Source organism: Paenibacillus sp. JNU01, from assembly GCF_059130585.1.
On the sequence record NZ_CP169723.1, the window covers coordinates 454,366 to 476,459 of the forward strand.

The following is a 22,094-nucleotide window of genomic DNA, read 5'->3' on the forward strand; positions in this document are numbered from 1 at the left end:
ATGCGTCATAAATTCTGGATGTTCCGTAAGGTTAATGATATTCCTCTCCGATCAAAATTTCTGCTTATTTATGTACTAAGTATTCTCCTTCCTGTAATAACGATTAATATCTTCTTCTATCAACGAACCTCTGCGGATATCAAAATTAGAGAACAGGAAAATCTGCGCAAATCCATCGATAGGGCTGCGGGGGAACTGCTTGGCATGATTGATGAGAGCGTTGCTCTTAGCCGAATTATTGCAGCAGACGATTCGCTCTACGAGGCATTGGATCGGACCTATTCTTCCCCCGTCGATTATTACAATGTGTATCATGCATTTCTGCGAGATAAATTAACACGGTATATGTCAGCGAATATTCTGGAGGTACGTATCTATACGGATAATGATACCATTCAGACGGGCAGTCATTATATTGTGATGAAAGACAAGAATGTACTTCCTGGATTGAAACAGCTGAAATCCACCAGTGGGGGCATTCTTGTTGTTGATTATGTTGAGCCGTCCGGATTTAACGCGGGAAGAAGGATCAGTGTGATTGGCAAAATGGATACCTACACTTCCTATGCCAATTACAACAAGTATTCCAAGATCGATCTGGAACTTAACCGGGTGTATAGCATTTTGAATCGTGAATCAGACAGTCTTCAGCTGCGTCTGGTCGATAGCAACAACCGTACTGTCGTTTCAAGCGGAGAATTCAGCGAAACCGCCATATCCAACCCGGATAACGAACCAATATCCAAGGAAGCTGGCGATTCTGGTTATACACTCGAAAAGTCATTGGGCAATTTAGCGTACCTTAAGGGTTGGAAATTGATTGGCGTTGCCGATACGCGTCACCTTGACCACCTGTTGCAAGAAGCCTTCAAATCCATTCTGGGATTACTGGCAATTAGTATTGTAGTCCCCTCTGTGTTGATTTACATTATTTTGCGTTCCTATCACTATCGGATTCGCAAGTTATCCAGACATATGGAGAAGGTTCGCAATGAACGATTCGATCTGATTGAAATTCAGGAAGGGCGCGACGAGATTGGCGGGCTGATTCGTACATTTAACATCATGATTGGTAAAATTCATACGTTGATTAATGACGTATATAAACTGGAAATCCGTCAAAAAGATCTGGAGTTGGATCAAGTAAGGACCGAATTGTCCATGCTCCAGAGTCAGATGAATCCCCATTTTTTATTTAACACTTTGAATGCCTTGCTGGTCGTTAGTACGAAAAATGGATATACAGAAGTCATTGAGATTATTAAAAGTCTGTCCATGCTGATGAGACAGTTGCTCAGTCATTCTGACAATCTGATTCCTTTGCAAGAAGAGCTGCAATTTACGAATCTGTATCTCCAGATTGAGAAGTTTCGCTTTGGAGAGCTGTTTGATTACACCTTCGAGGTTGACCCTGATGCAGCTTCGTTGCTAATTCCGCGAATGAGTATTCAACCGCTCGTCGAAAATGCCTGCAAACATGGCTTGCAGGCGCGAAAAAATGGCAGACAGATCAAGATAATGGCGAGACGAAATGCTTCTGAATTGCTAATTCAGGTGATCGATAATGGAATCGGCATGGATGCAGGGAGACTAACCGAGCTTCTGAGAGATATTCGTTCTGAAAGACCCAGAAACGGTGAACATGTAGGACTGCGTAATGTCTACCGCAGGTTGGAACTCTTTTATGAAGGAAATGCGATATTCGATCTAAGCAGTGTACCGGGAGAGCAAACCATTGCAGGATACCGTATACCAATCTCCAGGTTGGAACAGAGGAAATAGGAGGTAAACTCTCATGTATAAAGTATTGCTAGTGGATGATGAACCGTATGCCATTGAAGGATTACAACTTCTGATCAATTGGGAAAAGCATGGATTTGAAATCAGAGGTGTGTGCGCCAATGGTGAGGAAGCCATTCGTATGATACAAGAAGATCAACCTGATCTCGTGGTGACAGACATTCGTATGCCTGTCATGAATGGACTTGAACTTGTAGAAGAAGCACGACGATTGGAGCATGAGTCTGTGCTGTTTGTCATCACGAGTGGATACAGTGACTTTAATTATGCCAGACAAGCCATTCGATTAGGTGTCTCCAACTATTTAACCAAACCCGTTGACAGTATGGAAGCAGAGGATATGCTGGTTCGTCTCCGTATGCAATTGCAGGAACGTGAAAATCAGGAGCGTATTCGGGAACATGCCAACGAGCAAAGGATCAAAGCGTTTTTGTCCGCACTGATTAAGGATAAGCAGACTATATCGGAGCAGGAGATGTCAGAGACCCTTCCTCGTTTGAACAAGTCCCATTGGGCATACCTGCGGATAGCTCTTCAAGGAGATATTCAGGAAGCCTGTTTAGTAGCTGAACAAATGGCTGACGCAACAACTAGTTGTTATGTGTTAGACAGAACAAGAGACTCATTGGGACTGGTATGGGGTGAAGAAGTGAATGATAGCGGGGGGACTTCTGAAGCAGTTAAAGCTTTTGCCCAGCGTTTGATGAGCAATATGCAAAATAACGGCTGTGAAGATATTCATATCGCGGTTGGTTCAACGGTGAACAAACTGGAGCTTTTATCTGAATCCTTCTGCTCCGCTCAGGAAGTTGGGCGTTATTTGTTTTTTAATCAAAAGCGCCTGTTGTTTGCCGAAGAAATTCAGCTGGAGAATTGGCAGTTTGATCCGGAAACACTGTCAGAGGTGGACCATATTAGCGAGTTGCTTGAGAACGGTTCTGTAGAGGAACTCTCAAGCTGCATTCGTAGTGCCTTTGAACTGTTTATAGAGATGAAGGCTGCGCCAGAGATTGTACATATTTTCTCTACCCATATTATATTCCGCGGACTGTCCTTGTGTAGAGAATTAGGAGGAGAATCTAATGCTCTAATGAATGAATTGGCAAGCGAAATCCTGGAGAAGGGCCAACGAAATATCGAAAAGGTTGCTAGCAATCTGGAACATTTCTGTTTGCAATGCAAGTCAGAACTGGCTATTTTCCGGGAAAGACAGCTTGGTGGCATTCAGGCAACGGTTGCTGAATATGTGCAGATGCATTACAGAGAGACGTTTACGATCCAGGAACTCGCAGAACGATTCTACGTGAACCCAGTCCATTTAGGGCAGTCCTTTTTGCGAAAGTACGGCAAAGGTGTAATCGAGGTAGTACATGATCTGCGAATGGAAGAAGCGAAACGTCTCCTCCAGCATACGAATCAGACATCAAGTGCGATCGCAGAGCAGGTAGGGTACCGCAGTTACCAGCATTTTCTAAGACACTTCGAAAAACGTACAGCCATGAAACCTTTAGAATACAGACAAAAGTATGTGAATTGAGACTTGAAAAAGAAGAACCTCTCCCGAATAAGACCTGCAATTACAGGGGGGTGGACCTTAAATATATATATTTTGAAACCGCATACATTTCTTCATACTAAAAACAGTAAGACATACCACTTCCAAGGAGGGCAAGTACATGGGGGGACTTAAGAAAAAGAAGCTTTGGGGTTCCGTATCACTCGTTCTGGCTTTAAGTTTGGCACTTGCAGGATGCAGCGGTGACAATGAGAAAGCAACTACACCGGATGGGAAAGAGGTACTGAACATTACGGCCTTTATCGGAACGCCAAATCAGGCGCCAGCTAAAGACAACCGAATCTACAAGAAGATCCAGGATGAGCTCGGAGTCAATCTTGAGATGGAGTTTCTTGTGGGTGATCTTCAACAGAAGCTCGGCGTTATGATTGCCGGTGGCGATTTCCCTGACTTGATCACAGCAGATACCAAACTGGTATCAGCCGGTGCGGTTATTCCGCTCGAGGATCTCATTGAAGAGCATGCACCTAATCTGAAGAAGCATTTCGGTAAAGACTGGAACCGGATGAAAGATTCCAGTGACGGACACATTTACTGGTTGCCTAACTATGGAGTGTATACAGGGGAGTTCATTAGTAACTATTATTCTGGGCCAGCATTCTGGATTCAAAAGTCCATCCTGAAGGATGCCGGGTACCCGACTCCTAAAACGTTGGATGATTTCACAAAGTTGGTTCGTGATTATGCAGCCAAGAATCCGACGATTGATGGACAACCGACGATTGGCTTTACTACACTGGCATCTGACTGGCGGACGTTCCCTTTGCTTAATCCACCAGAACATCTTACGGGTCACCCTAATGATGGGGGCGTAGTCGTAGATGAGAATGGAGTGGCGAGTGTTTTTGCCGACAAGGATATCTCCAAACGTTATTATAAGGAACTAAACAATCTGTACAATGAAGGATTGCTGGATAAGGAAGCCTTCGTTCAGAACTATGATCAATATCTGGCCAAAATTTCTTCGGGACGTGTACTTAGTATGTTCGACCAGCACTGGAATTTCCAAGCCGGCGAAGACCCACTCGTAGCACAGGGGAAAATCGGTCAGACATACGTAGGCTTCCCGCTAGTCTATGATACAAGTATCACAGATCATTATCTGGATCGTCCGGTCATTAACTTGAACAATGGTTTTGGTATCAGTAAAGATGCCGAAGACCCTGTCGCACTCATTAAATTCCTCGATAAGCTTATGGATGAGAAGTACCAGAAACTCTTGTCATGGGGTGAAGAAGGTGTAGACTATCAGGTGAATGAAGAGGGAAGATTCTATCGTACACCAGAGCAACGTAAAGAGCAGGATGATCCGGCATGGAGATTGGTTAACAAAGCGGAAGGTTTCTATGCTGCGGCACCAAAGCTCGAAGGAACATTTGAAGATGGCAATGCCATTGGAGCGATCAACCAACCTGAGGAATTCTATGACAACCTCAAACCGGAAGATAAAGAGCTTCTGGATGCATATGGCTTCAAAACGTGGAGTGACTTCTTCTCTCCTGCACCAGAAAATCCAGTGTACTATCCAGCATGGCAGGTCGATCTGAAAGAAGGCTCTGATGCTGCGGTAGCGAACAAACAAATGACAGACACTTCATTGAAATTCTTGCCTAAAGCGATCATGTCAAAACCGAATGAATTCGATAACATTTGGACTGAATATGTAGACGCTTACAAGAAAATCGATATTAAAGCTTATGAAGACCGAATTAATGAACAACTGAAATGGAGAATCGAGAACTGGTCTGTTAAATAAAAAAATGCGGCAATGATTCACTCGGAAGGTATTAACCAAAGGAATTACTCAGGCGAGTACCTTCCGGGTATCATGCATAAAGTCGCTGTAAGCCAATAGGAGGAGTGAAAGATGGCGAACACGCCTGGAGCCATACCAGAGCAAACCACCCGTACAGTCGTTGCCAAAACACCAATGTTAAAACGGTTGCGCGGACAAAGACAACTAATGTTCATGTCATTGCCCATCGTTGCGTACATTCTCGTATTCTCGTATTATCCCATTTGGGGCTGGGTTATGGCCTTTCAGAATTACAGTCCTGCCAAGAATTTCTCCCAGCAGGAATGGGTCGGGCTCAAACATTTCAAGTTTTTGCTAACTGATGATGCTTTTCTTAACGTGCTTCGTAATACCATTGCGATGAGTGTAATCAATATGGTACTCGGATTTGCGACAGCCATTATATTTGCCATTTTACTTAATGAGATCAAGCATAAGTTCTATAAACGAACGATTCAAACGATATCGTATTTGCCTCACTTTCTCTCATGGATTATCGTGACAGGCATCGTGGCCAGTTCACTGTCTGTAGACGGCGGGATTGTCAATGTGGTGCTCATGAAGTTAAACATTATTCAAGAACCTATCATGTGGCTCAGCGTTCCGGAATATTTCTGGGGCATTGTAGGCGCATCTCATGTGTGGAAAGAAGTAGGCTGGAATGCCATTATTTATCTGGCGGCCATTACGTCGATCGATCCCTCGCTCTATGAAGCAGCAGAGATCGATGGTGCGAACCGATATAAGAAAATGCTGTATGTGACCTTACCCGGAATCAAATCCATTGTTATCATTTTGCTGATCATGAATATGGGCTGGATTCTGGAAGCTGGATTCGAAGTTCAGTATCTGTTAGGTAATGGTGTGGTTGTCGACTGGTCACAGACGATAGATATATTTGTCCTGAAATACGGACTACAGATCGGAAATTACTCTTTGGCTACCGCAGCAGGCATATTCAAGACAGTAGTTAGTATCACGCTGATCTTTGCAGCGAATTCTATTTCCAAACGGCTCGGGGAAGACCGATTAATATAAGGGGGACTAGAGATGGGAATCAATAAATCTCGGCTTGAACCGATTGTCTTCCATACGTTAAATGGTATACTGATGATCGCAATCGCGATTGTTACCCTGTATCCGTTTGTGAATACACTCGCCGTATCGTTCAATGCCGGTAATGACACCATCCGGGGTGGGATTTATCTGTGGCCTCGGGTATGGACAGATCAAAACTACAGAGCAGTATTTGCAGGAGGAACCATTTTCAGCGCCTTTGGTATATCTGTGGCGAGAACGGTTTTGGGGACAGTATTAAGTCTATTCTTAACCTCCATGCTGGCCTACACATTAAGCCGAAAAGATTATATATTACGAAAGCCCATTACCATTATTGTTGTTCTTACGATGTATTTTAGTGCAGGTCTTATTCCAACGTACTTCCTAATGAAAGATTTGCATTTGTTAAACAACTTTCTGGTGTACATTATTCCTGGGTTGATCAGTGCTTTTAATATGATCGTTATTCGAACCTATATCCAGACACTACCTGAGGGACTGATCGAATCTGCCAAAATTGATGGTGCTGGAGATTTCAGAACGTTCATGTCCATTATTCTACCGCTGTGCCAACCAGTGTTGGCTACGGTTGCACTGTTCATTGCAGTCGGCCAGTGGAACTCTTGGTTCGATACGTTCCTCTATGCTTCTTCCAAACAAAACCTGAGTACGCTGCAATATGAGTTGATGAAACTATTATCTTCTTCCATGAATTCCAACAGCAGTGCAGCCGTTGCCAATGGGGCAGATCTTGGCGCTGCGCGCAACATGGTCACTCCAGTATCTATTCGGGCAGCCATTACAATTGTTGCCGCATTGCCGATTTTGGTCGTATATCCATTTTTGCAGAAGTATTTCGTTCATGGCTTGCAGCTTGGCGGGGTAAAAGAGTAAACTTGATTGGTAAACAGATTCTGTTAAAGATTAATAATCCAGAACGGCCACATGTGTGGCCGTTTTTGACTTGTTTAGAGCCATTTATCCACAAAGGGGAGTTACACCAGAAGAACGAAAAAGTTTTGTTCAACAATATTGTTGACAATCTATTTGACACTACTGTATTATAAATTGTTTTACTTCTATAAATTGCAGGAGTGCCAATAGCGCAAGTGCTCCTTATTAAAGAACTGTCTACAACACCTGAATTTCCCAAGCTTTAACATTGTTGACGAGGAGACTAAAGAAAATGAAAGTACTAATTGTGGAAGACTCCATCTTTGTACAGAAATTGGTCCGGAAGCTAATTATGGATCATATTACGGATTGCGAGATTCAGATTGCAAGCAATGGAGAGCAAGGATATAACTTATATCAGGCATTCAAGCCTGATCTTATCATAACGGATCTGCTAATGCCTGGTTTGAATGGACAAGAAATGCTGCGTATGATTCGGGAAATCGATCGGGATGTACATATTATTATTTTATCCGCGGATATCCAGAAGGCGACACGTGAAGAAGTAGAGAGTCTGGGAATCTCAGGCTTTTTGAATAAGCCCTTAACTGTTGATAAAGCAAATACGTTGGTTGAATTAATTCGGGTGACCAATCATGCTGAATGAATTGCAGAAGGATTTGCTTACTGAACTTGTGAACGTATACGTGGGACAAGCTGCCAATATGTTATCAGAGATTGTTGACAGGCATATTGTATTGAACATTCCTGATGTAGAACTGATTTCTTTCTCCGATGTTGATCGGAAAGATCGGAGATATAACATTTTTTTCAATGAAGGGCATCTATTCAGGTCTTCTCTTCAATTTGGCTATGAGTTTCAAGGAAAAGCTTTTTTGATGTTTCCCGCTGAGCAGGCTAAAATCCTGGCAAATATGTGTCTTGGGGAGCTCACTGAGACCATACCTGAAAACTTCCGCTTGATGGATACCGATCTGGATGTGTTGAAAGAAGTCAGCAATGTCCTTCTCAATGCCATCATTGGAGAATTTGGCAATTTCCTTGAGTTAAAACTTGAATATGTACTGCCGGATATTGAATTAATTCATGGCACTCACTCTGATCCGGAAATACTGCTTCAAAACGAAGTATATGTACTTGTTCTCCATACATCGTTTTTGCTCGCCGAAACGGACGTGAAAGGAATAATTATTATTGCGTTAAGTATGAGCTCCATCTCCATTTTGCTAGACAAAATTGATGCATTGCTAGGAGCTGGCCATGAATAATCTTCTATCACAAGCACTGAAAAAAGCCAATATAGGCATGCTCATTGTCGATAGACAATTGAAAGTTGTTCTTTGGAATGGCTGGTTGGAACGCTTTACTGGCAAAAATGCGGAAGAGGTTATAGGACTGAATCTGCTTGAAGTCTGCCCACGGTTTAAGTCGAGTATGTATCAGAATATTTTGCAAAATGCGCTGTATCACGGTCAGAGCAGATTTTGCTCAAGCGCTTTACATAAGGCATTCATTCTCCCGAGGGAAGGCGAGGATGAATATATATTCAGACAAAATATGCACGTGGAACCACTCTATCTGGAAGATCACAGTTATGCCCTTATTCAGATTACTGACATGACGAATACAAATACCCGTGTGTATAAACTTAAAAATCTGATTAAAGAACTTGAGACGGAATATACCACAATTAAAAAGTCCGCGAGAATGAGCAAACATCTGTCTTTGCATGATGTGCTTACCGGTCTGCCTAATCGTCTTGCTTATAATGACCGTCTTGCCTGGTCAATTAGCAATGCACAAAGACACGATAGCAAACTTGCTGTCATGTTTGTGGATGCCGATGGATTCAAGCAAGTGAATGATACATATGGACACGATGTTGGGGATCAAGTGTTGATGGAGATGGCAAAACGTTTCAGAGAAACGATCCCGAGCACAGACATGGTGGCCCGGCTCGGCGGGGATGAATTCACTATCTTAAGCCATCTACAGAATGATCAAGAGGCTATAACAATTGCCAAAAAGTTAGATGCTGCATTCAGTACGCATTTTAAAATTGCTGGAAACCATATTAATCTATCCATAAGTATAGGCATTAGCCTGTTTCCAACCCATGGACAAGAGCCTTCTGAACTTCTAAGATATGCCGATCAAGCCATGTACACGATTAAAAAGAATGGCAAAAATGGTTACGGAATCTATGAACCTGAACATGTTGAAGAATTCTAAAGATGCCTTTTAATAAAGTTGCTATAATAGCAACTTTATTTGTCTATACGATTAACATAAGAAAAAATACGTTTCTGGTGGTGCGTAGATTGAACGAAATGGTTGGTGCGATAGTCGCACTTTTGCTGTTCACTTCGGAATTTACGATTAAACACTTTTCGCTACGATAAAATTGTGATAATTCAAGTTAGTTTTGTTCATTTAAATGCTCTTGAGATTACAGTACACTTAAAATAACATACGAACGGAACATACTAAACATGAGAAGAAATGTGAGGAATTATACTTCGTTGGAGGGTTAAAAGTGAAGACCAAAAATATCTGGTTTAATCAACCTGCTAGAACATGGGAAGAGGCATTGCCTATCGGAAATGGAACTCTTGGAGGCATGATTTTTGGAAAAACACAGATCGAGAGAATTCAGCTTAATGAGGATAGCCTGTGGTATGGTGGCCCGATGCAGCGGAATAATCCTCAAGCCCTTGAATCTTTATCTCAGATCAGAAACCTGATTTTTGATGGCAAGATTAGTGAAGCAGAAGAACTCGCAGCAGATACTCTGGTAGGTGTTCCTGACGGGCAAAGACATTACGAGCCATTAGGCGACTTTTACATCGCTATGGATCACAGTGGACAAGAACCGAATGATTATCAAAGACATCTCGATCTGGAACATGGTAAGGTAAACGTGCATTATACCGTAGATCAATCCATATACAGCCGTGATTATTTTGCTAGCTACCCGGATCAAGTGCTCGTTGTTCATCTCAAATCCAGCGTACCTGGAAAGTTATCTTTCTCCACTATTTTTGGCAGGGGAACTGTTCTGGAATCATCATCATGGTCCAATATTCTCAAACATCCTGTTGGTTTTCAATCCTATCTGGATCGGATCGAGAAGCGTGGAACGAATAACTTGATTATCCGAGGAAGAAGTGGGGGAGAAGAAGGAATTCGATTTTGTTGCGGGATTCGCGTTCTATCTGAAGGGGGGCAGGTTCATTATTCAAGCGGCCAGCTTTCTCTGGAGGATGGTAATTCAGCGACTATTCTAATCTCGGCTTGCACAGATTTCCGAATACCCAAGGAACAACTCGAAGCAGAGTGCCTCCGAAGAATTGAATCCGCTTCCACAAAGCCATATAAAGAACTGCTCGCCGATCATGTCTCGGATTATCAATCCTTATTCGAAAAGATGGATATACATCTTGAAGATGATCATACAGATGTTATCTGTTCCGAACTTCCAATCGATCAGCGCCTTGAACGGCTTAGAGCTGGTAAGCATGATCCGGAATTGATAAGTCTATACTTTCAATTCGGTCGTTATCTGCTTATCTCAAGCAGTCGTCCAGGTTCTTTACCTGCAAACCTTCAAGGTATATGGAATAAAGATATGCTTCCAGTATGGGATAGCAAATATACGATTAACATTAATGCACAGATGAACTACTGGCTCGCAGAGAGCTGTAATCTTTCTGAATGTCACGTTCCCTTGTTTGATTTTATAGAGCGACTGCATGTTCGAGGAAAGGAAACTGCTAGAATCATGTACGGATGCAGGGGGTTCGTCGCCCACCACAATTCGGATATTTGGGCTGACGCTGCTCCGCAGGATGTATGCATGACATCGACGTTTTGGACCATGGGAGGAGCGTGGCTTTCATTACATCTGTGGGACCATTATGAATACAATCAGGATGTTCAGTTTCTTCAAAAAGTTTACGCCACGATGAAAGATGCGGCTATGTTTATTCTGGATTATCTGATAGAAGATCCTTCCGGCAATTGGGTAATATGTCCTTCCTCCTCCCCGGAGAATCGCTATATCTTAGATAATGGAGAATCGGGGGCTTTATGCTTTGGTGCTTCGATGGACAATCAGATTATTAGAGAGCTCTTCACGCGCTGCATTGAGAGTACACGGATCTTGCAAGAAGATCAGGAATTCGGAGAACAGCTCCGTAATGCTTTAACCAAAATACCGGAGACCTCCATTGGAAAACATGGCCAAATCCAAGAGTGGAGTAACGATTATGATGAATTGGAACCTGGCCACAGACATATTTCCCATTTATTCGCTTTGCATCCGGGAACGCAAATTACGGCGCAAGCCACGCCTGATCTTGCTAAGGCAGCTCGCGTAACACTTGACAGAAGATTGGAACACGGTGGTGGACACACCGGATGGAGCAGGGCGTGGATTCTCAACATGTGGGCACGATTAGAGGAGTCGGAACTTGCACACGATAACATCGTGGAACTTCTACGTTCCTCCACGTTACCCAATCTGTTTTGTGATCATCCTCCATTCCAAATTGATGGGAACTTTGGAGGTACTGCAGGTATAGCAGAGATGCTTCTCCAGAGCCATGACGGAGTACTCCGATTGTTACCTGCTTTGCCCGCAGCCTGGCCAACAGGATATATTCATGGTATTCGGGCTCGTGGCGGATTTGAATTAGATCTGGAATGGGAGGCGGGTCGTCTGTTGAATACCAGAATTCGCTCTATTGCAGAAACTTCTGTAACCGTATCCTATCAGGACCAAAAGATAGAATTAACCTTTCCAGGCCCGAATTCCATGATTGAATTAAAAGGATATCATTGGAATTAATAGATTAGTCATTAATAAAGTTACCGATTTACATGAGCGAATATCGCCCGACAGAATTGACGGGTGAATTCGCTCTTTTTCATTTCATAGTTAAGATATAGACAAGATTTAGCGTCTATTTGCTCAATGCAATGTTTAAAGATGGCATTCATATTTAACAAACTTGCCAGGTGAAGTACCGACCAGCTTGGTGAAGCTGCGAATAAAATTGGCATAATCTCCAAAACCGGATTGATAACAGGCCTCTGTAATGCTTAAACCTTCGATTAAATAAGATTTCGAGAGCTCTATGCGGCGACTTAGAATGTATGCTCGAATCGTGAGTCCGGTATGTTTTTTGAATTGCCGACTAAGATAGCTTTTATTCGTGAACATAGCCTCTGACAATTGGTTGAGGTCCAGTTGCCTCGTCAGATTACATTCTATGTAATCCATCGTGTTTCGAACTAGTTCCGGCATAATATCCGTTGCAATAAAATCCGTATTTTGGAAAGTTAGATTCGTTAGAAGGAGTAACTGAGTAATCAAAATATTCCTCTGAATATCCGCTCCATAGTCACTTGATGAGAGACACTGTTCAAGCTCGTTAGCTAATTGCAGCACTCGATGAAGCTCGTATTCTTCAAGATGTACGATATTCCCCTTACCTTTGGGACGGTAGTCGAAACATGCGGATAAGTTGGTTGTTGCCGTAGACAAGCGGTTCAGATATGACTTTTTCAGATTTATGGTAATTCTCTCATATTCATTTTGGTCCAAGGCAAAGGAACGGTGCATCTCCTCCGGGCTAAGAACGAGCAGATCGCCACGCTGCAAATGGTAACAACGGTTCTCAATATAGAAATTTACATTGCCACGAAGAAATAAGTAGAGTTCATATGCATTATGTCGATGATAGAAGGTTCCCATATTATACGTGGTGTTGCGATGAAGATACAACAGCTCATTCTGGATTGGATCAAACAGGTATTCTGAAGTCTCATTCATATCAGATATATGACCTCCTTGTCGTTTCGCGCAATAAATATAGCCGTTTATGCAATGAAATTGCAGACTTAAACCTATAAAATGTAACCATCCTAGCATGATGGATACATAATTGCAAGCGTTTCCACTCAGGTGTGTACAACGCGATTGGAGGAAAAGATGGATCTGACTTTCACGGCACGAAGTAGAGTGCAGGACAACGTACAGTACACGGCATTGAACAAGCATGCTCTCAAAGCTGACGTAAAAGTAATAAACGGAAACGGCAGTGCGGAAGACCCATGGCAAGCCGACATTCAGATTTATAACGAGGGCCAGAATGCCTGGTCTGGAGTAATTCAAGTGGAAATGCCATTGGACAAACAGAATCCGAGGTTTTTTTTGCCTGCATTTATGTATGGCCGCAACCGGGGCGAAGCACCCCAGAATGTCCCAAATGAGTTCCCCAGACTGAGGGAGGGCATTCCTTCTCGCCCATCATCACCCTGGTGGATGGTCCGAAGTGATCGTCTGTCTCATCCGGCTGCACTTGTCTATGATGAAGGTCGGATTGTTGGTCTGAGCGCAAGTCCCTACTGGATTAATACGGGAAGCCAGAAGAAGCAATGGTATCCAGGAATGGAAGGAAGCTTTTTGCAATATGGGGGATTCACATGTTCTATTGAAAAGGGTACGGTCGGATATACGCTGGGATATGAGAATGCACCGTTGTTATTTATCAAATCCAAACTTGTCCATGAGCGAGCTCCCCTTGGCGAAAATTGCTTCGAACTTGCGGCAGGTGAATCAGTTGGGCTAACACTTGAACTATATAACTACGAGTCTGAATCAGAACTGGGCATCAATCCTGCACTGGAAACAATCTATAGGAGGTATCACGAAAAACCAAGAGAAGGAAGTGACATTCGGACAACGGTAATGGATCTGTCCAATGCCATCTATGAATATGCCTGGCTTCCGGAGGATCGTCATTATTCAACATTTGTATATGAAGATGCTGCTGAAAGTGGTGGCTACCGATACAACAAAATTATCTCAATCAGTTGGACAAATGGTATGACGATAGCCGCACCCATGCTTATGTCTGCACTGCGCCTGAATAATGAGTCCATGCGACAGCAGGCATTATCTTGTATTACAAATATTATTGAGAACGCCATGAATCCCAAATCGGGACTTCCGTATGATGCCTATCAGGATGGAATATGGAGTGTTAAAGGCTGGTGGTTCGACGGCATGCGTACCCCGGGCCATTCCTCATACCTTGTAGCTCAAGCGATGTTCTACATTCTGAAAAGCTACGATTATGAGAGGCGCATTCGAAATGTGAGACACGATGATTGGCTTGCTTACGTCAAACAAATACTTGATCGTCTGGAGTGCACGAAGAATACGGATGGAGAATATCCTACTATTTTGTCAGAGCGGACAAGAGCAGGTCTCGAATATGATGCCTTTAGTGGAGTCTGGTGTCTTGCTGCCAAGGCATATCACTGTTGGTTAACCCATGATGTATCTTCTCTGGATGAGCTCAGACGCAGTGAAGCCCACTATTACAACACCTATGTGCAACACATGGAATGTTACGGCGCTCCGCTGGATGCGGACAAGGCTGTTGATTCGGAAGGCATTCTGGCGTACATCAAAGCTGTTCGGTTTCTGCACGCGTTGACCGGTGACGAGCTGTATCTGGATCATATGAGAGATGCGATCAGTTATGAATTCAGCTTCAAATTTTGTTACAACTCACCTATTAAGATTCCACCGCTTAGTACATTAGGCTGGTCCAGTTCCGGGGGAAGTGTTACTTCGGTAGCTAATCCGCATATTCACCCCATGTCCAGCAATCTGGTGGATGAGCTGTTGTATTATGTTGGACAACGGGAAGACAATTATGTTCGCCAACGTATGATGGATACCATCGGGTGGGGTTGTCAGACCTATAATCGTTATGATCAAGAATTCGGCTATGGCAAAAAAGGATGGATGTCTGAACGCTTCTGTCATTCGGAAGGACTGGTCACTGAAAAATATGCGGATGGTACACCAGCCAGCACCTGGTTTTGCCTGATGCCATGGGCCAGTGGATCGATCATCGAAGGCCTTGTTGGCGACTATTGGGATTATGCGCGACCTGTATGAATTTATTTTGCAATAACTACAACAGTCACCATATTAGATACCGCCGATAGGGAGACATGCTACCGGCGGTTTATTTTCGTTGGAGGAAAGGGGACACACGGTATGTTAAAAGTATTACTGGTAGATGACGAGATGTATGTACGGAAGGGGCTGTATGAGCTCATAAGCTGGATTGATCTTGATATGGAGATTATCGGGGAGGCAGAGAACGGTCTAGAGGCACTGGATCTGATTGAACGCCTGCAGCCAGATGTGATTATAACCGATATTCGTATGCCGATCCTGGATGGACTGGAACTTATTCGTGCCGTAGAGAAAATGCCTCATCTGGAACCTGTGTTCATTATCATCAGTGGTTATCATGACTTCAAATATGCACAGCAGGCAATCAGATACGGGGTTCATGACTATATTCTGAAGCCTATTGATGATGAAGAACTGACGGCGACGTTGCAGAAGTCGGCTAATCTCATTTGCAACAAAAGAAAACATATACTCATGGCTGAGGGACAGGCCAGTAGCATCATGTTGGAGGATCTGATCAAAGGTCATGTACAGAAGCAGGATGAACCTCGACATGCCGAGATGCTCGGGATCAAGCATAATTCCAATCTGCTCATGACTTTGATTGAACTTCAGACCGGATTAGATGAAATTAAAATTACCATTGAACAGGTACGTGAAGCAGTACAATCTCTCGAGAGTAACTTATGCCAAATGTTCATCAGTGAGCAACAGCACGGCATGTTTGCATTATTAATGTTGTGGTCTAAACCTGATCAAGGTGGCATGGCGTTACAGGATAAGCTGCATTCTATTCATATAACACTGAGCAAAAAGCTTAATCTGGACATCGGTCTTTACGCAGGAACACTCGTCAAAGAGATTGGAGATATCCCACAATCCCTTATGGCGGCTAAAGAAGCAGCCAAGCATAAATATGCAGAAACTGGTGGTGTCGTGCGCTATACGGAGATCAAAGACAAACCACTGTTTGTTTTTAATGTATACCAGGAGGAGGTAGATCAATTAATCTTGAGCCTGGAAGAGGGGGATAGGGCAGCTTACCACAACATTGTAGAAGAGAAATTCAAATTGTTTCATATGAATCGATTTTCTCCTCAGGCTGTAGCTGGTTCTCTGTTGCATTATATAACGGGTATTCTCGCTGTAGTCCACGAAATGGATGGTACTGATGAAGGGCTGCAGCAGCTAAAGGAGCTGGCACAACAAAGTCATGAAGGGTGGAATTTAAGACTACTGAAGAATGCTTTTCTCATGGCGCTGGAGGAAGCCGAGCATTATGTGTCTCATTTGCGAATGGAGCGATCCAAAGGGGATATCAGCAGGATCAAACGGTATATTGATGCTAATTATACCGAGAACATCAATCTCAAAAGCATTGCTGCGCTCTTCTACATGAATCCCGTTTATCTTGGGCGGTTATTCCGCAAAAGCTACAATCAGTACTTCAATGACTATCTGCTGAACCTGCGGATTCATGAGGCGAAGAAGTTACTGCGGCAGACGGATCTGAGAATGTACGAGGTCGCTGCACGCGTGGGATTTCAGAATGCAGATTATTTTGTAACCCAGTTTGAGAAGCTCGTTAAGTTATCGCCTACAGAGTATCGCAATCTCCTTATGGGAAATGAACAGCGAGGTGCACAATGCCAAGATGGAACCTGAATTACATGAAGCTTCGAGATAAGCTACTGCTGATGTATGTCCTGTCCGTGTTTATTCCCATTGTTGTTACCAATGTGGTGTTCTACAATGTTACATCCGCCAATATTCGTAGTCAGAAAACTCGTGATGCCGGCATGGCCTTGAACAATCTGAAGAACGACCTGCGTGTAACCATTGATCAGGGCGTCGGTCTCTCTTATTCGTTATATACGGATCCTGTGTTCAATGACACCATCTCGCGTTCGTTTCGAAGTCATTTTGAGTACATTGACGCTTATAATTCGTACCTGAAAGGGCAATTCTCCGGTCAATTGAATCAGGGGATTCGCTGGTATCAAGTGTATACCGATAATCCTACCATTCTATCTTCCGGTTATATTGATCGTTTAACTGATGTGGTCCGAAGCTCAGACTGGTACGTTCAATTTCAGGCATACTCCGCTCCTTATCCGGCTCTGATCTCATCTGATCAAATGTTAAGTCTGGTACAAAGGCTCGACAATCTGGACACTGGGGGGAGAGAGCAGTTACTTAAAATTGACCTCAACATGGAGACGATCAAGCAGTATTTTCACAACAGCGGATTCGACGGAAAAGTGTATTTAGTTGATCCAGGAGGACACATCCAATTTTCAAATGATTATACAGCAGAAGCATCTCTGATAGGGAAACGTTACAGTGAGATCCAGTTTCCGAACAAAATGATTCCCTTTGAACTTACGTATACAGGCATTAACTATCTGGAAGGGTGGTCCCTGCATGGCGTTATGGATGAAGAAATTGTGCTGAAGGAGGTACGGAAGTCCCGTTCCTTCGTGGTTTGGCTTGCTTGCATTAATTTTGTCTTGCCTTCCATCATCATCGCGGCCATGTCCAGATCCATCCATGTCAGACTGGTGCGGATTCTAAAACATATGAAAAAAGTGAAAACACAGAATTTTCAGACGATTCCTCCTGAAGATGCAAGAGATGAGATCGGTCAGCTCACGATGGAATTCAATCGAATGACCGAGACGATCCATAACTTGATTCATGAGGTATATCTAGCTGACATTCAGAAGAAAGACCTAGAGTTAAAACAGCAGCAAGCTCAGCTTCATGCACTCCATAGCCAGATCAACCCTCATTTTTTGTTTAATACCCTGGAGTCGGTACGGATGCGGAGCCTCATCAAGGGCGAGAAAGAGACCGCCAAAATTGTGCATAACATGGCCAAGATGTTTCGCAAGTCGATCAGTTGGAATCAGAATGATGTGACAGTGAAGGAAGAACTCGAACTCATCGAGAGTTTTTTGCAAATTCAGAAATATCGCTTTGGCGACAAACTCCAATACAGAATTGAAGCTGATCCTGCGGTACTGATGTACCGAATCCCCAAGATGGTAATTCTCCCCTTTGTGGAAAATGCAAGTATTCATGGTATTGAATCATCTCCGGGTGTAGGCATCATTCAACTCTTCGTTTCGACTGAAATTGACCACCTACTTATCCGACTAACGGATAACGGAATAGGGATGTCACAAGCTAGATTGGAAGAATTGCTGAGCTATCTGAATCAGAACACGGATATGGGAGAGCATGTTGGCATGAAAAATGCGTATAGTCGCTTAAAACTTTGTTATAAAAATCACTTTACATTTGACATCCAGACAGGGGAAGGAGAAGGGACACGTATCCAAATTAAGCTTCCACTTGATCCATCAGCCAAGCCAGGCGACTAAATATGAGGGATATACTTTTCAAAGTAGGAGGTACACTTTCATGGGTAACTTTGAAAGCGCTATCTTGATATATTGAGAAGGCTTAAAGACACAAACAATACTTGAAGGGGGCATTTGCTACATGTTTAGAAAAAGAAACATTATAACAGGTCTGGCAATTTTACTGGCTGTAACGCTGGGAGGTTGCAATAAAGCCAGTCCGCAAGCCTCTTATCCTGACAGTAATGACAACACCCCGGTCACCTTTAAATATTTCACGTTTGGCGGTGGCAAGAAGGATATTCTGGCAAGCAGCACGACCATTGGCAAGAAGTTACAGGAACAAACAGGTGTTGACTGGAAGATGGAATATCTGGTCGGCGACGGTGCAACCAAGGCAGGTGTCATGATTGCGAGTGGGGATTACCCCGACATCATCGACTCCAGTGGTGAAATGGCCAAGTTGATGGATGCAGGATCTTTTATCCCACTGGATGAACTGATCGATCAATACGGGCCTAACATCAAGCGGGTATACGGGCCTTATATGGACAAATTCAGACAGGAGGATGGAAAGATCTATTTCTTGCCATACACAGCCAACATTGGTTATGTGTCAGAGCCTAACTTCCAGACCGGCTTCTACATTCAGCGGGCTGTGCTCAAAGAGTTTAACTATCCCAAGATCAAAACGCTGGACGAATATTTTGACTTGATTGAGCAATACAAGCAAAAGCATCCGCAGATCGATGGAAAAGAAACCATCGGCTTCGCCACACTTGCGGGTGAGTCGGGCAGCTTCTTCACCCTGCTAAATCCGGCCATGCATCTGGCAGGTTATCCAAACGATGGCAGTGTGATGGTGGATATGCAGAGCCATGAAGCCAAACTGGTAGCCGGATCTGATTATCAGAAACAATGGATTCAGAAGCTGAGCGAAGTTAACGCACAGGGGATGTTTGATCCCGAATCCTTCACAATGAACCAGGATCAGTATCTCGCCAAGTTGACGTCCGGTCGGGTTCTGGGATATTTCAGTTACTCCTGGCAGGTTGGAGACGCAACGAACAACCTCAAGAAGGCTGGACTTGATGATAAACGATATGTATCTCTACCGATCGTATTTGATGACAGTGTCAAAGACCAGTATGTGGACCCGCCAGGTTTTGTGAACAACTATGGTGTCGGAATTACCGTAAATGCCAAAGATCCCGTGCGAATTGTTAAATATTTTGATAATTTGCTCAAGGAAGAAAACCAGATTCTGGTGCAATGGGGCATTGAGGACGAGACGTATAGTGTGAATGACGAAGGTCGCTTTTATTTCAAAAATGATGACCAACGCAAGGCACATGAAGATCCCGAATTAAGTCGTAAGTTCGGCTTTGACTATTTTAATTACAGCTGGCCTCGTTACGGCAATAACTCCGTACTGGAGGATGGCAACGCCTATGGACCAGGCAATCAACCAGAAGTGGCTACCTTTAGTTACACGGACGGTGACAAGCTGTTGTTAGAGAAATATGGTGTGGAGACATTCACAGAACTATTCAGCACACCGGATGAGCGTCCTTGGTCTCCTGCTTGGTCCATTGCATTGGAGCAGGGCTCTCCTGAACAGATTTTCATCACCAAGGCAGAAGATCTCCAGAAGAAATATTTACCCAAAATGATTATGGACTCGCCTTCTACGTTCGAGAACACATGGAATGAGTATATGAGTCAATTGAATCAACTGGACAAGAAAACATATGAAGCTACGATAACACAGGCAGTGAAGGATCGTGTAGCTGGCAAATGGTGAGTGCAATCCATAGAGACCATAAGGAACGGGGGAATATTCACATGTTAAAAGCGAAAGTTAGAATAGCAAGTTTAGCTGTATTAGTGACTGTTTTGCTGGCTGGGTGCAATCAGAACAATTCGTCATCACCTTCAGCCACAGGTGATGATGAGAACAGTCCAGTCACGTTCTCGTATTACATGTTCTCTCCAGGCAAGAAGGATACTCTGGCAAGCGAAACAACAATCGGTAAAGTGTTGCAAGAACAAACAGGTGTGGACTGGAAGTTGGAATATCTGGTAGGTGATAGTGCGACAAAAGCCGGTGTCATGATTGCCAGTGGAGACTATCCAGATGTCATTAGCTCCAGTGGTGAGATGTCCAAGTTATTGGATGCCGGGGCCTATATTCCGCTGGATGATCTGATTGAGGAATACGGCCCTAATATCAAAAGAGTATATGGACCATACTTCGATAAAATGAAAAATGCAGAAGACGGAAAAATCTATGCGCTGCCTTATACGGCTAATCAGGGTGAGTATTCAGGTAGTCCAAATGTTGGTGGGGGAGCCTTCTGGATTCAGCGCTCTGTTCTCAAAGAGTTTAATTATCCCAAGATTACTACACTGGATGAATATTTTGATCTGATTCAGGATTACAAGGAAAAACATCCAACAGTTGATGGTGCAGAGACGATCGGATTTGTGTCACTTGCAGGTGTGGCCAATAACTTCTTCACCTTGCAGAATCCAGCGATGCATCTCGCCGGTTATCCGAACGATGGCAGTGTCATGGTTGACATGACTACCCATGAAGCGAAAGTCGTCGCCGGAACAGATGCACAGAAAAAATGGATTCAGAAGTTAAATGAGATTAATGCTCAAGGGATGCTGGATCCGGAATCCTTTACGATGAACAAAGACCAGTATTTGGCCAAACTGACTTCGGGTCGTGTGTTAGGATACTTCAATTATGGCTGGCAGATTGGGGATGCGTCGAAAAACCTGCTCTCGGCAGGCATTGATGAGAAGCGCTATGCACCACTTCCGATCGTGTTTGATGAAGGAATTAAGGATCAATATGTTGATCCTCCCGGCTTCGTTAACAACTATGCAACCGGTATCTCGGTGAACGCCAAAGACCCTGTTCGTATCATCAAATACTTTGATAATTTGCTGAAGGAAGAGAATCAGGTTCTGGTGCAATGGGGCATCAAGGACGAGACGTACAGTGTGGATGAAAAGGGCCGCTTTTATTATGCAAATGAAGATCAACGCAAGGCTCATGATGATCTGGAGCTCAGCCGTAAATTCGGGTTCACCTACTTTGGTACAGATTGGCCGAAATATGGCGGTGAATCTACACTATCCGATGGTAACGCTTATAGCCCTGGCAACCAGCCGGAAGTGGCCGCTGCATCTTACACCGAGGGAGACAAGAAATTCCTTGAAGCCTACGGTATCCAAACTTTTAGTGAATTGTTCAACAAACCGGAAGAGCGGCCTTGGTTCCCGGCTTGGTCCATCGCATTGGAGCAAGGATCACCTGAACAGATCTTCACGACCAAATCGGATGATTTGCAACGTAAATACTTGCCGGAAATGATCTTGGGAGCACCCTCGAATTTTGATAAGCTGTGGGATGCCTACATGGCTGAATTGAACAAATTGGACAAAGCTGGTTATGAAGCGACCATTACCAAAGTTGTGAAGGATCGAGTCGCAGGAAAATGGTGATACGAACACTTTAAGTACGTGTTCAAGAATTCTTTTTTTGAACAAACTCGTTAAAACAAACTG

Annotated in this window: 15 protein-coding genes; 14 read left to right on the plus strand and 1 reads right to left on the minus strand. The window is 43.6% G+C overall.

Annotated elements, in window-relative coordinates; translation table 11 throughout:
- The 9 genes from NLBNIHML_RS01840 to NLBNIHML_RS01880 all read left to right on the plus strand — a co-directional run bounded on the left by NLBNIHML_RS01840 (position 1) and on the right by NLBNIHML_RS01880 (position 11,994).
- Positions 1 to 1,782 (plus strand): sensor histidine kinase, encoded by a 1,782-nt coding sequence (locus tag NLBNIHML_RS01840; protein WP_494353616.1) that lies wholly within the window; start codon positions 1 to 3, stop codon positions 1,780 to 1,782.
- Positions 1,783 to 1,795: 13 nt separating this feature from the next.
- Entirely contained in the window at positions 1,796 to 3,337 is a 1,542-nt protein-coding gene (locus NLBNIHML_RS01845; RefSeq protein ID WP_494353617.1) for a response regulator, read from the plus strand.
- A gap of 139 nt (positions 3,338 to 3,476) precedes the next feature.
- Positions 3,477 to 5,132: an ABC transporter substrate-binding protein gene (locus NLBNIHML_RS01850; RefSeq protein WP_339242710.1), complete on the plus strand. Its 1,656-nt coding sequence runs from the start codon at positions 3,477 to 3,479 to the stop codon at positions 5,130 to 5,132.
- Between the two features lie 174 nt (positions 5,133 to 5,306).
- Positions 5,307 to 6,209, plus strand: coding sequence for an ABC transporter permease (locus NLBNIHML_RS01855; protein ID WP_339243071.1), 903 nt, complete (start codon positions 5,307 to 5,309; stop codon positions 6,207 to 6,209).
- A 12-nt stretch (positions 6,210 to 6,221) separates the two neighbouring features.
- Positions 6,222 to 7,124: a carbohydrate ABC transporter permease gene (locus tag NLBNIHML_RS01860; RefSeq protein WP_339242711.1), complete on the plus strand. Its 903-nt coding sequence runs from the start codon at positions 6,222 to 6,224 to the stop codon at positions 7,122 to 7,124.
- A gap of 292 nt (positions 7,125 to 7,416) precedes the next feature.
- Complete coding sequence (locus NLBNIHML_RS01865) at positions 7,417 to 7,791, plus strand: response regulator transcription factor (RefSeq protein WP_339261196.1); 375 nt, start codon at positions 7,417 to 7,419, stop codon at positions 7,789 to 7,791.
- Positions 7,781 to 8,413 (plus strand): chemotaxis protein CheC, encoded by a 633-nt coding sequence (locus NLBNIHML_RS01870; RefSeq protein WP_339242714.1) that lies wholly within the window; start codon positions 7,781 to 7,783, stop codon positions 8,411 to 8,413. The genes NLBNIHML_RS01865 and NLBNIHML_RS01870 overlap by 11 nt, the downstream gene beginning before the upstream one ends.
- Positions 8,406 to 9,377 carry a diguanylate cyclase domain-containing protein gene (locus tag NLBNIHML_RS01875; RefSeq protein WP_339242715.1) on the plus strand — a complete coding sequence of 324 codons (972 nt, stop codon included), beginning with the start codon at positions 8,406 to 8,408 and terminating at the stop codon, positions 9,375 to 9,377. The genes NLBNIHML_RS01870 and NLBNIHML_RS01875 overlap by 8 nt, the downstream gene beginning before the upstream one ends.
- Positions 9,378 to 9,681: 304 nt before the next feature.
- Positions 9,682 to 11,994, plus strand: coding sequence for a glycoside hydrolase family 95 protein (locus NLBNIHML_RS01880; protein WP_494353618.1), 2,313 nt, complete (start codon positions 9,682 to 9,684; stop codon positions 11,992 to 11,994).
- A gap of 135 nt (positions 11,995 to 12,129) precedes the next feature.
- On the opposite strand, the gene NLBNIHML_RS01885 is transcribed toward NLBNIHML_RS01880, so the two are convergent.
- Positions 12,130 to 12,981, minus strand: coding sequence for an AraC family transcriptional regulator (locus NLBNIHML_RS01885; RefSeq protein WP_494353619.1), 852 nt, complete (start codon positions 12,979 to 12,981; stop codon positions 12,130 to 12,132).
- Positions 12,982 to 13,140: 159 nt separating this feature from the next.
- On the opposite strand from NLBNIHML_RS01885, the gene NLBNIHML_RS01890 reads away from it, so the two are divergent.
- The 5 genes from NLBNIHML_RS01890 (at position 13,141) to NLBNIHML_RS01910 (ending at position 22,031) form a co-directional block, all read left to right on the plus strand.
- Positions 13,141 to 15,123, plus strand: a complete 1,983-nt coding sequence (locus NLBNIHML_RS01890; RefSeq protein WP_494353620.1) for a hypothetical protein — start codon at positions 13,141 to 13,143, stop codon at positions 15,121 to 15,123.
- A gap of 102 nt (positions 15,124 to 15,225) precedes the next feature.
- Positions 15,226 to 16,812, plus strand: coding sequence for a response regulator (locus tag NLBNIHML_RS01895; RefSeq protein WP_494353621.1), 1,587 nt, complete (start codon positions 15,226 to 15,228; stop codon positions 16,810 to 16,812).
- The gene (locus tag NLBNIHML_RS01900; protein ID WP_339261204.1) at positions 16,794 to 18,533 is read left to right on the plus strand and encodes a sensor histidine kinase; all 1,740 of its coding nucleotides are present in this window, start codon (positions 16,794 to 16,796) and stop codon (positions 18,531 to 18,533) included. The genes NLBNIHML_RS01895 and NLBNIHML_RS01900 overlap by 19 nt, the downstream gene beginning before the upstream one ends.
- 121 nt (positions 18,534 to 18,654) lie before the next feature.
- Complete coding sequence (locus NLBNIHML_RS01905; RefSeq protein WP_339261206.1) at positions 18,655 to 20,316, plus strand: ABC transporter substrate-binding protein; 1,662 nt, start codon at positions 18,655 to 18,657, stop codon at positions 20,314 to 20,316.
- A gap of 41 nt (positions 20,317 to 20,357) precedes the next feature.
- Positions 20,358 to 22,031: an ABC transporter substrate-binding protein gene (locus NLBNIHML_RS01910; protein ID WP_342573168.1), complete on the plus strand. Its 1,674-nt coding sequence runs from the start codon at positions 20,358 to 20,360 to the stop codon at positions 22,029 to 22,031.
- The last annotated feature ends 63 nt before the right edge of the window (positions 22,032 to 22,094 follow it).

What these genes read in the sequence shown, in the direction of transcription:
- NLBNIHML_RS01840 (WP_494353616.1), top strand. Translation starts at nt 1, where the DNA reads ATGCGTCATAAATTCTGGATGTTCCGTAAGGTTAATGATATTCCTCTC.
- NLBNIHML_RS01845 (WP_494353617.1), top strand. Translation starts at nt 1,796, where the DNA reads ATGTATAAAGTATTGCTAGTGGATGATGAACCGTATGCCATTGAAGGA.
- NLBNIHML_RS01850 (WP_339242710.1), top strand. Translation starts at nt 3,477, where the DNA reads ATGGGGGGACTTAAGAAAAAGAAGCTTTGGGGTTCCGTATCACTCGTT.
- NLBNIHML_RS01855 (WP_339243071.1), top strand. Translation starts at nt 5,307, where the DNA reads ATGTTAAAACGGTTGCGCGGACAAAGACAACTAATGTTCATGTCATTG.
- NLBNIHML_RS01860 (WP_339242711.1), top strand. Translation starts at nt 6,222, where the DNA reads ATGGGAATCAATAAATCTCGGCTTGAACCGATTGTCTTCCATACGTTA.
- NLBNIHML_RS01865 (WP_339261196.1), top strand. Translation starts at nt 7,417, where the DNA reads ATGAAAGTACTAATTGTGGAAGACTCCATCTTTGTACAGAAATTGGTC.
- NLBNIHML_RS01870 (WP_339242714.1), top strand. Translation starts at nt 7,781, where the DNA reads ATGCTGAATGAATTGCAGAAGGATTTGCTTACTGAACTTGTGAACGTA.
- NLBNIHML_RS01875 (WP_339242715.1), top strand. Translation starts at nt 8,406, where the DNA reads ATGAATAATCTTCTATCACAAGCACTGAAAAAAGCCAATATAGGCATG.
- NLBNIHML_RS01885 (WP_494353619.1), bottom strand. Translation starts at nt 12,981, where the DNA reads ATGAATGAGACTTCAGAATACCTGTTTGATCCAATCCAGAATGAGCTG.
- NLBNIHML_RS01890 (WP_494353620.1), top strand. Translation starts at nt 13,141, where the DNA reads ATGGATCTGACTTTCACGGCACGAAGTAGAGTGCAGGACAACGTACAG.
- NLBNIHML_RS01895 (WP_494353621.1), top strand. Translation starts at nt 15,226, where the DNA reads ATGTTAAAAGTATTACTGGTAGATGACGAGATGTATGTACGGAAGGGG.
- NLBNIHML_RS01900 (WP_339261204.1), top strand. Translation starts at nt 16,794, where the DNA reads ATGCCAAGATGGAACCTGAATTACATGAAGCTTCGAGATAAGCTACTG.
- NLBNIHML_RS01905 (WP_339261206.1), top strand. Translation starts at nt 18,655, where the DNA reads ATGTTTAGAAAAAGAAACATTATAACAGGTCTGGCAATTTTACTGGCT.
- NLBNIHML_RS01910 (WP_342573168.1), top strand. Translation starts at nt 20,358, where the DNA reads ATGTTAAAAGCGAAAGTTAGAATAGCAAGTTTAGCTGTATTAGTGACT.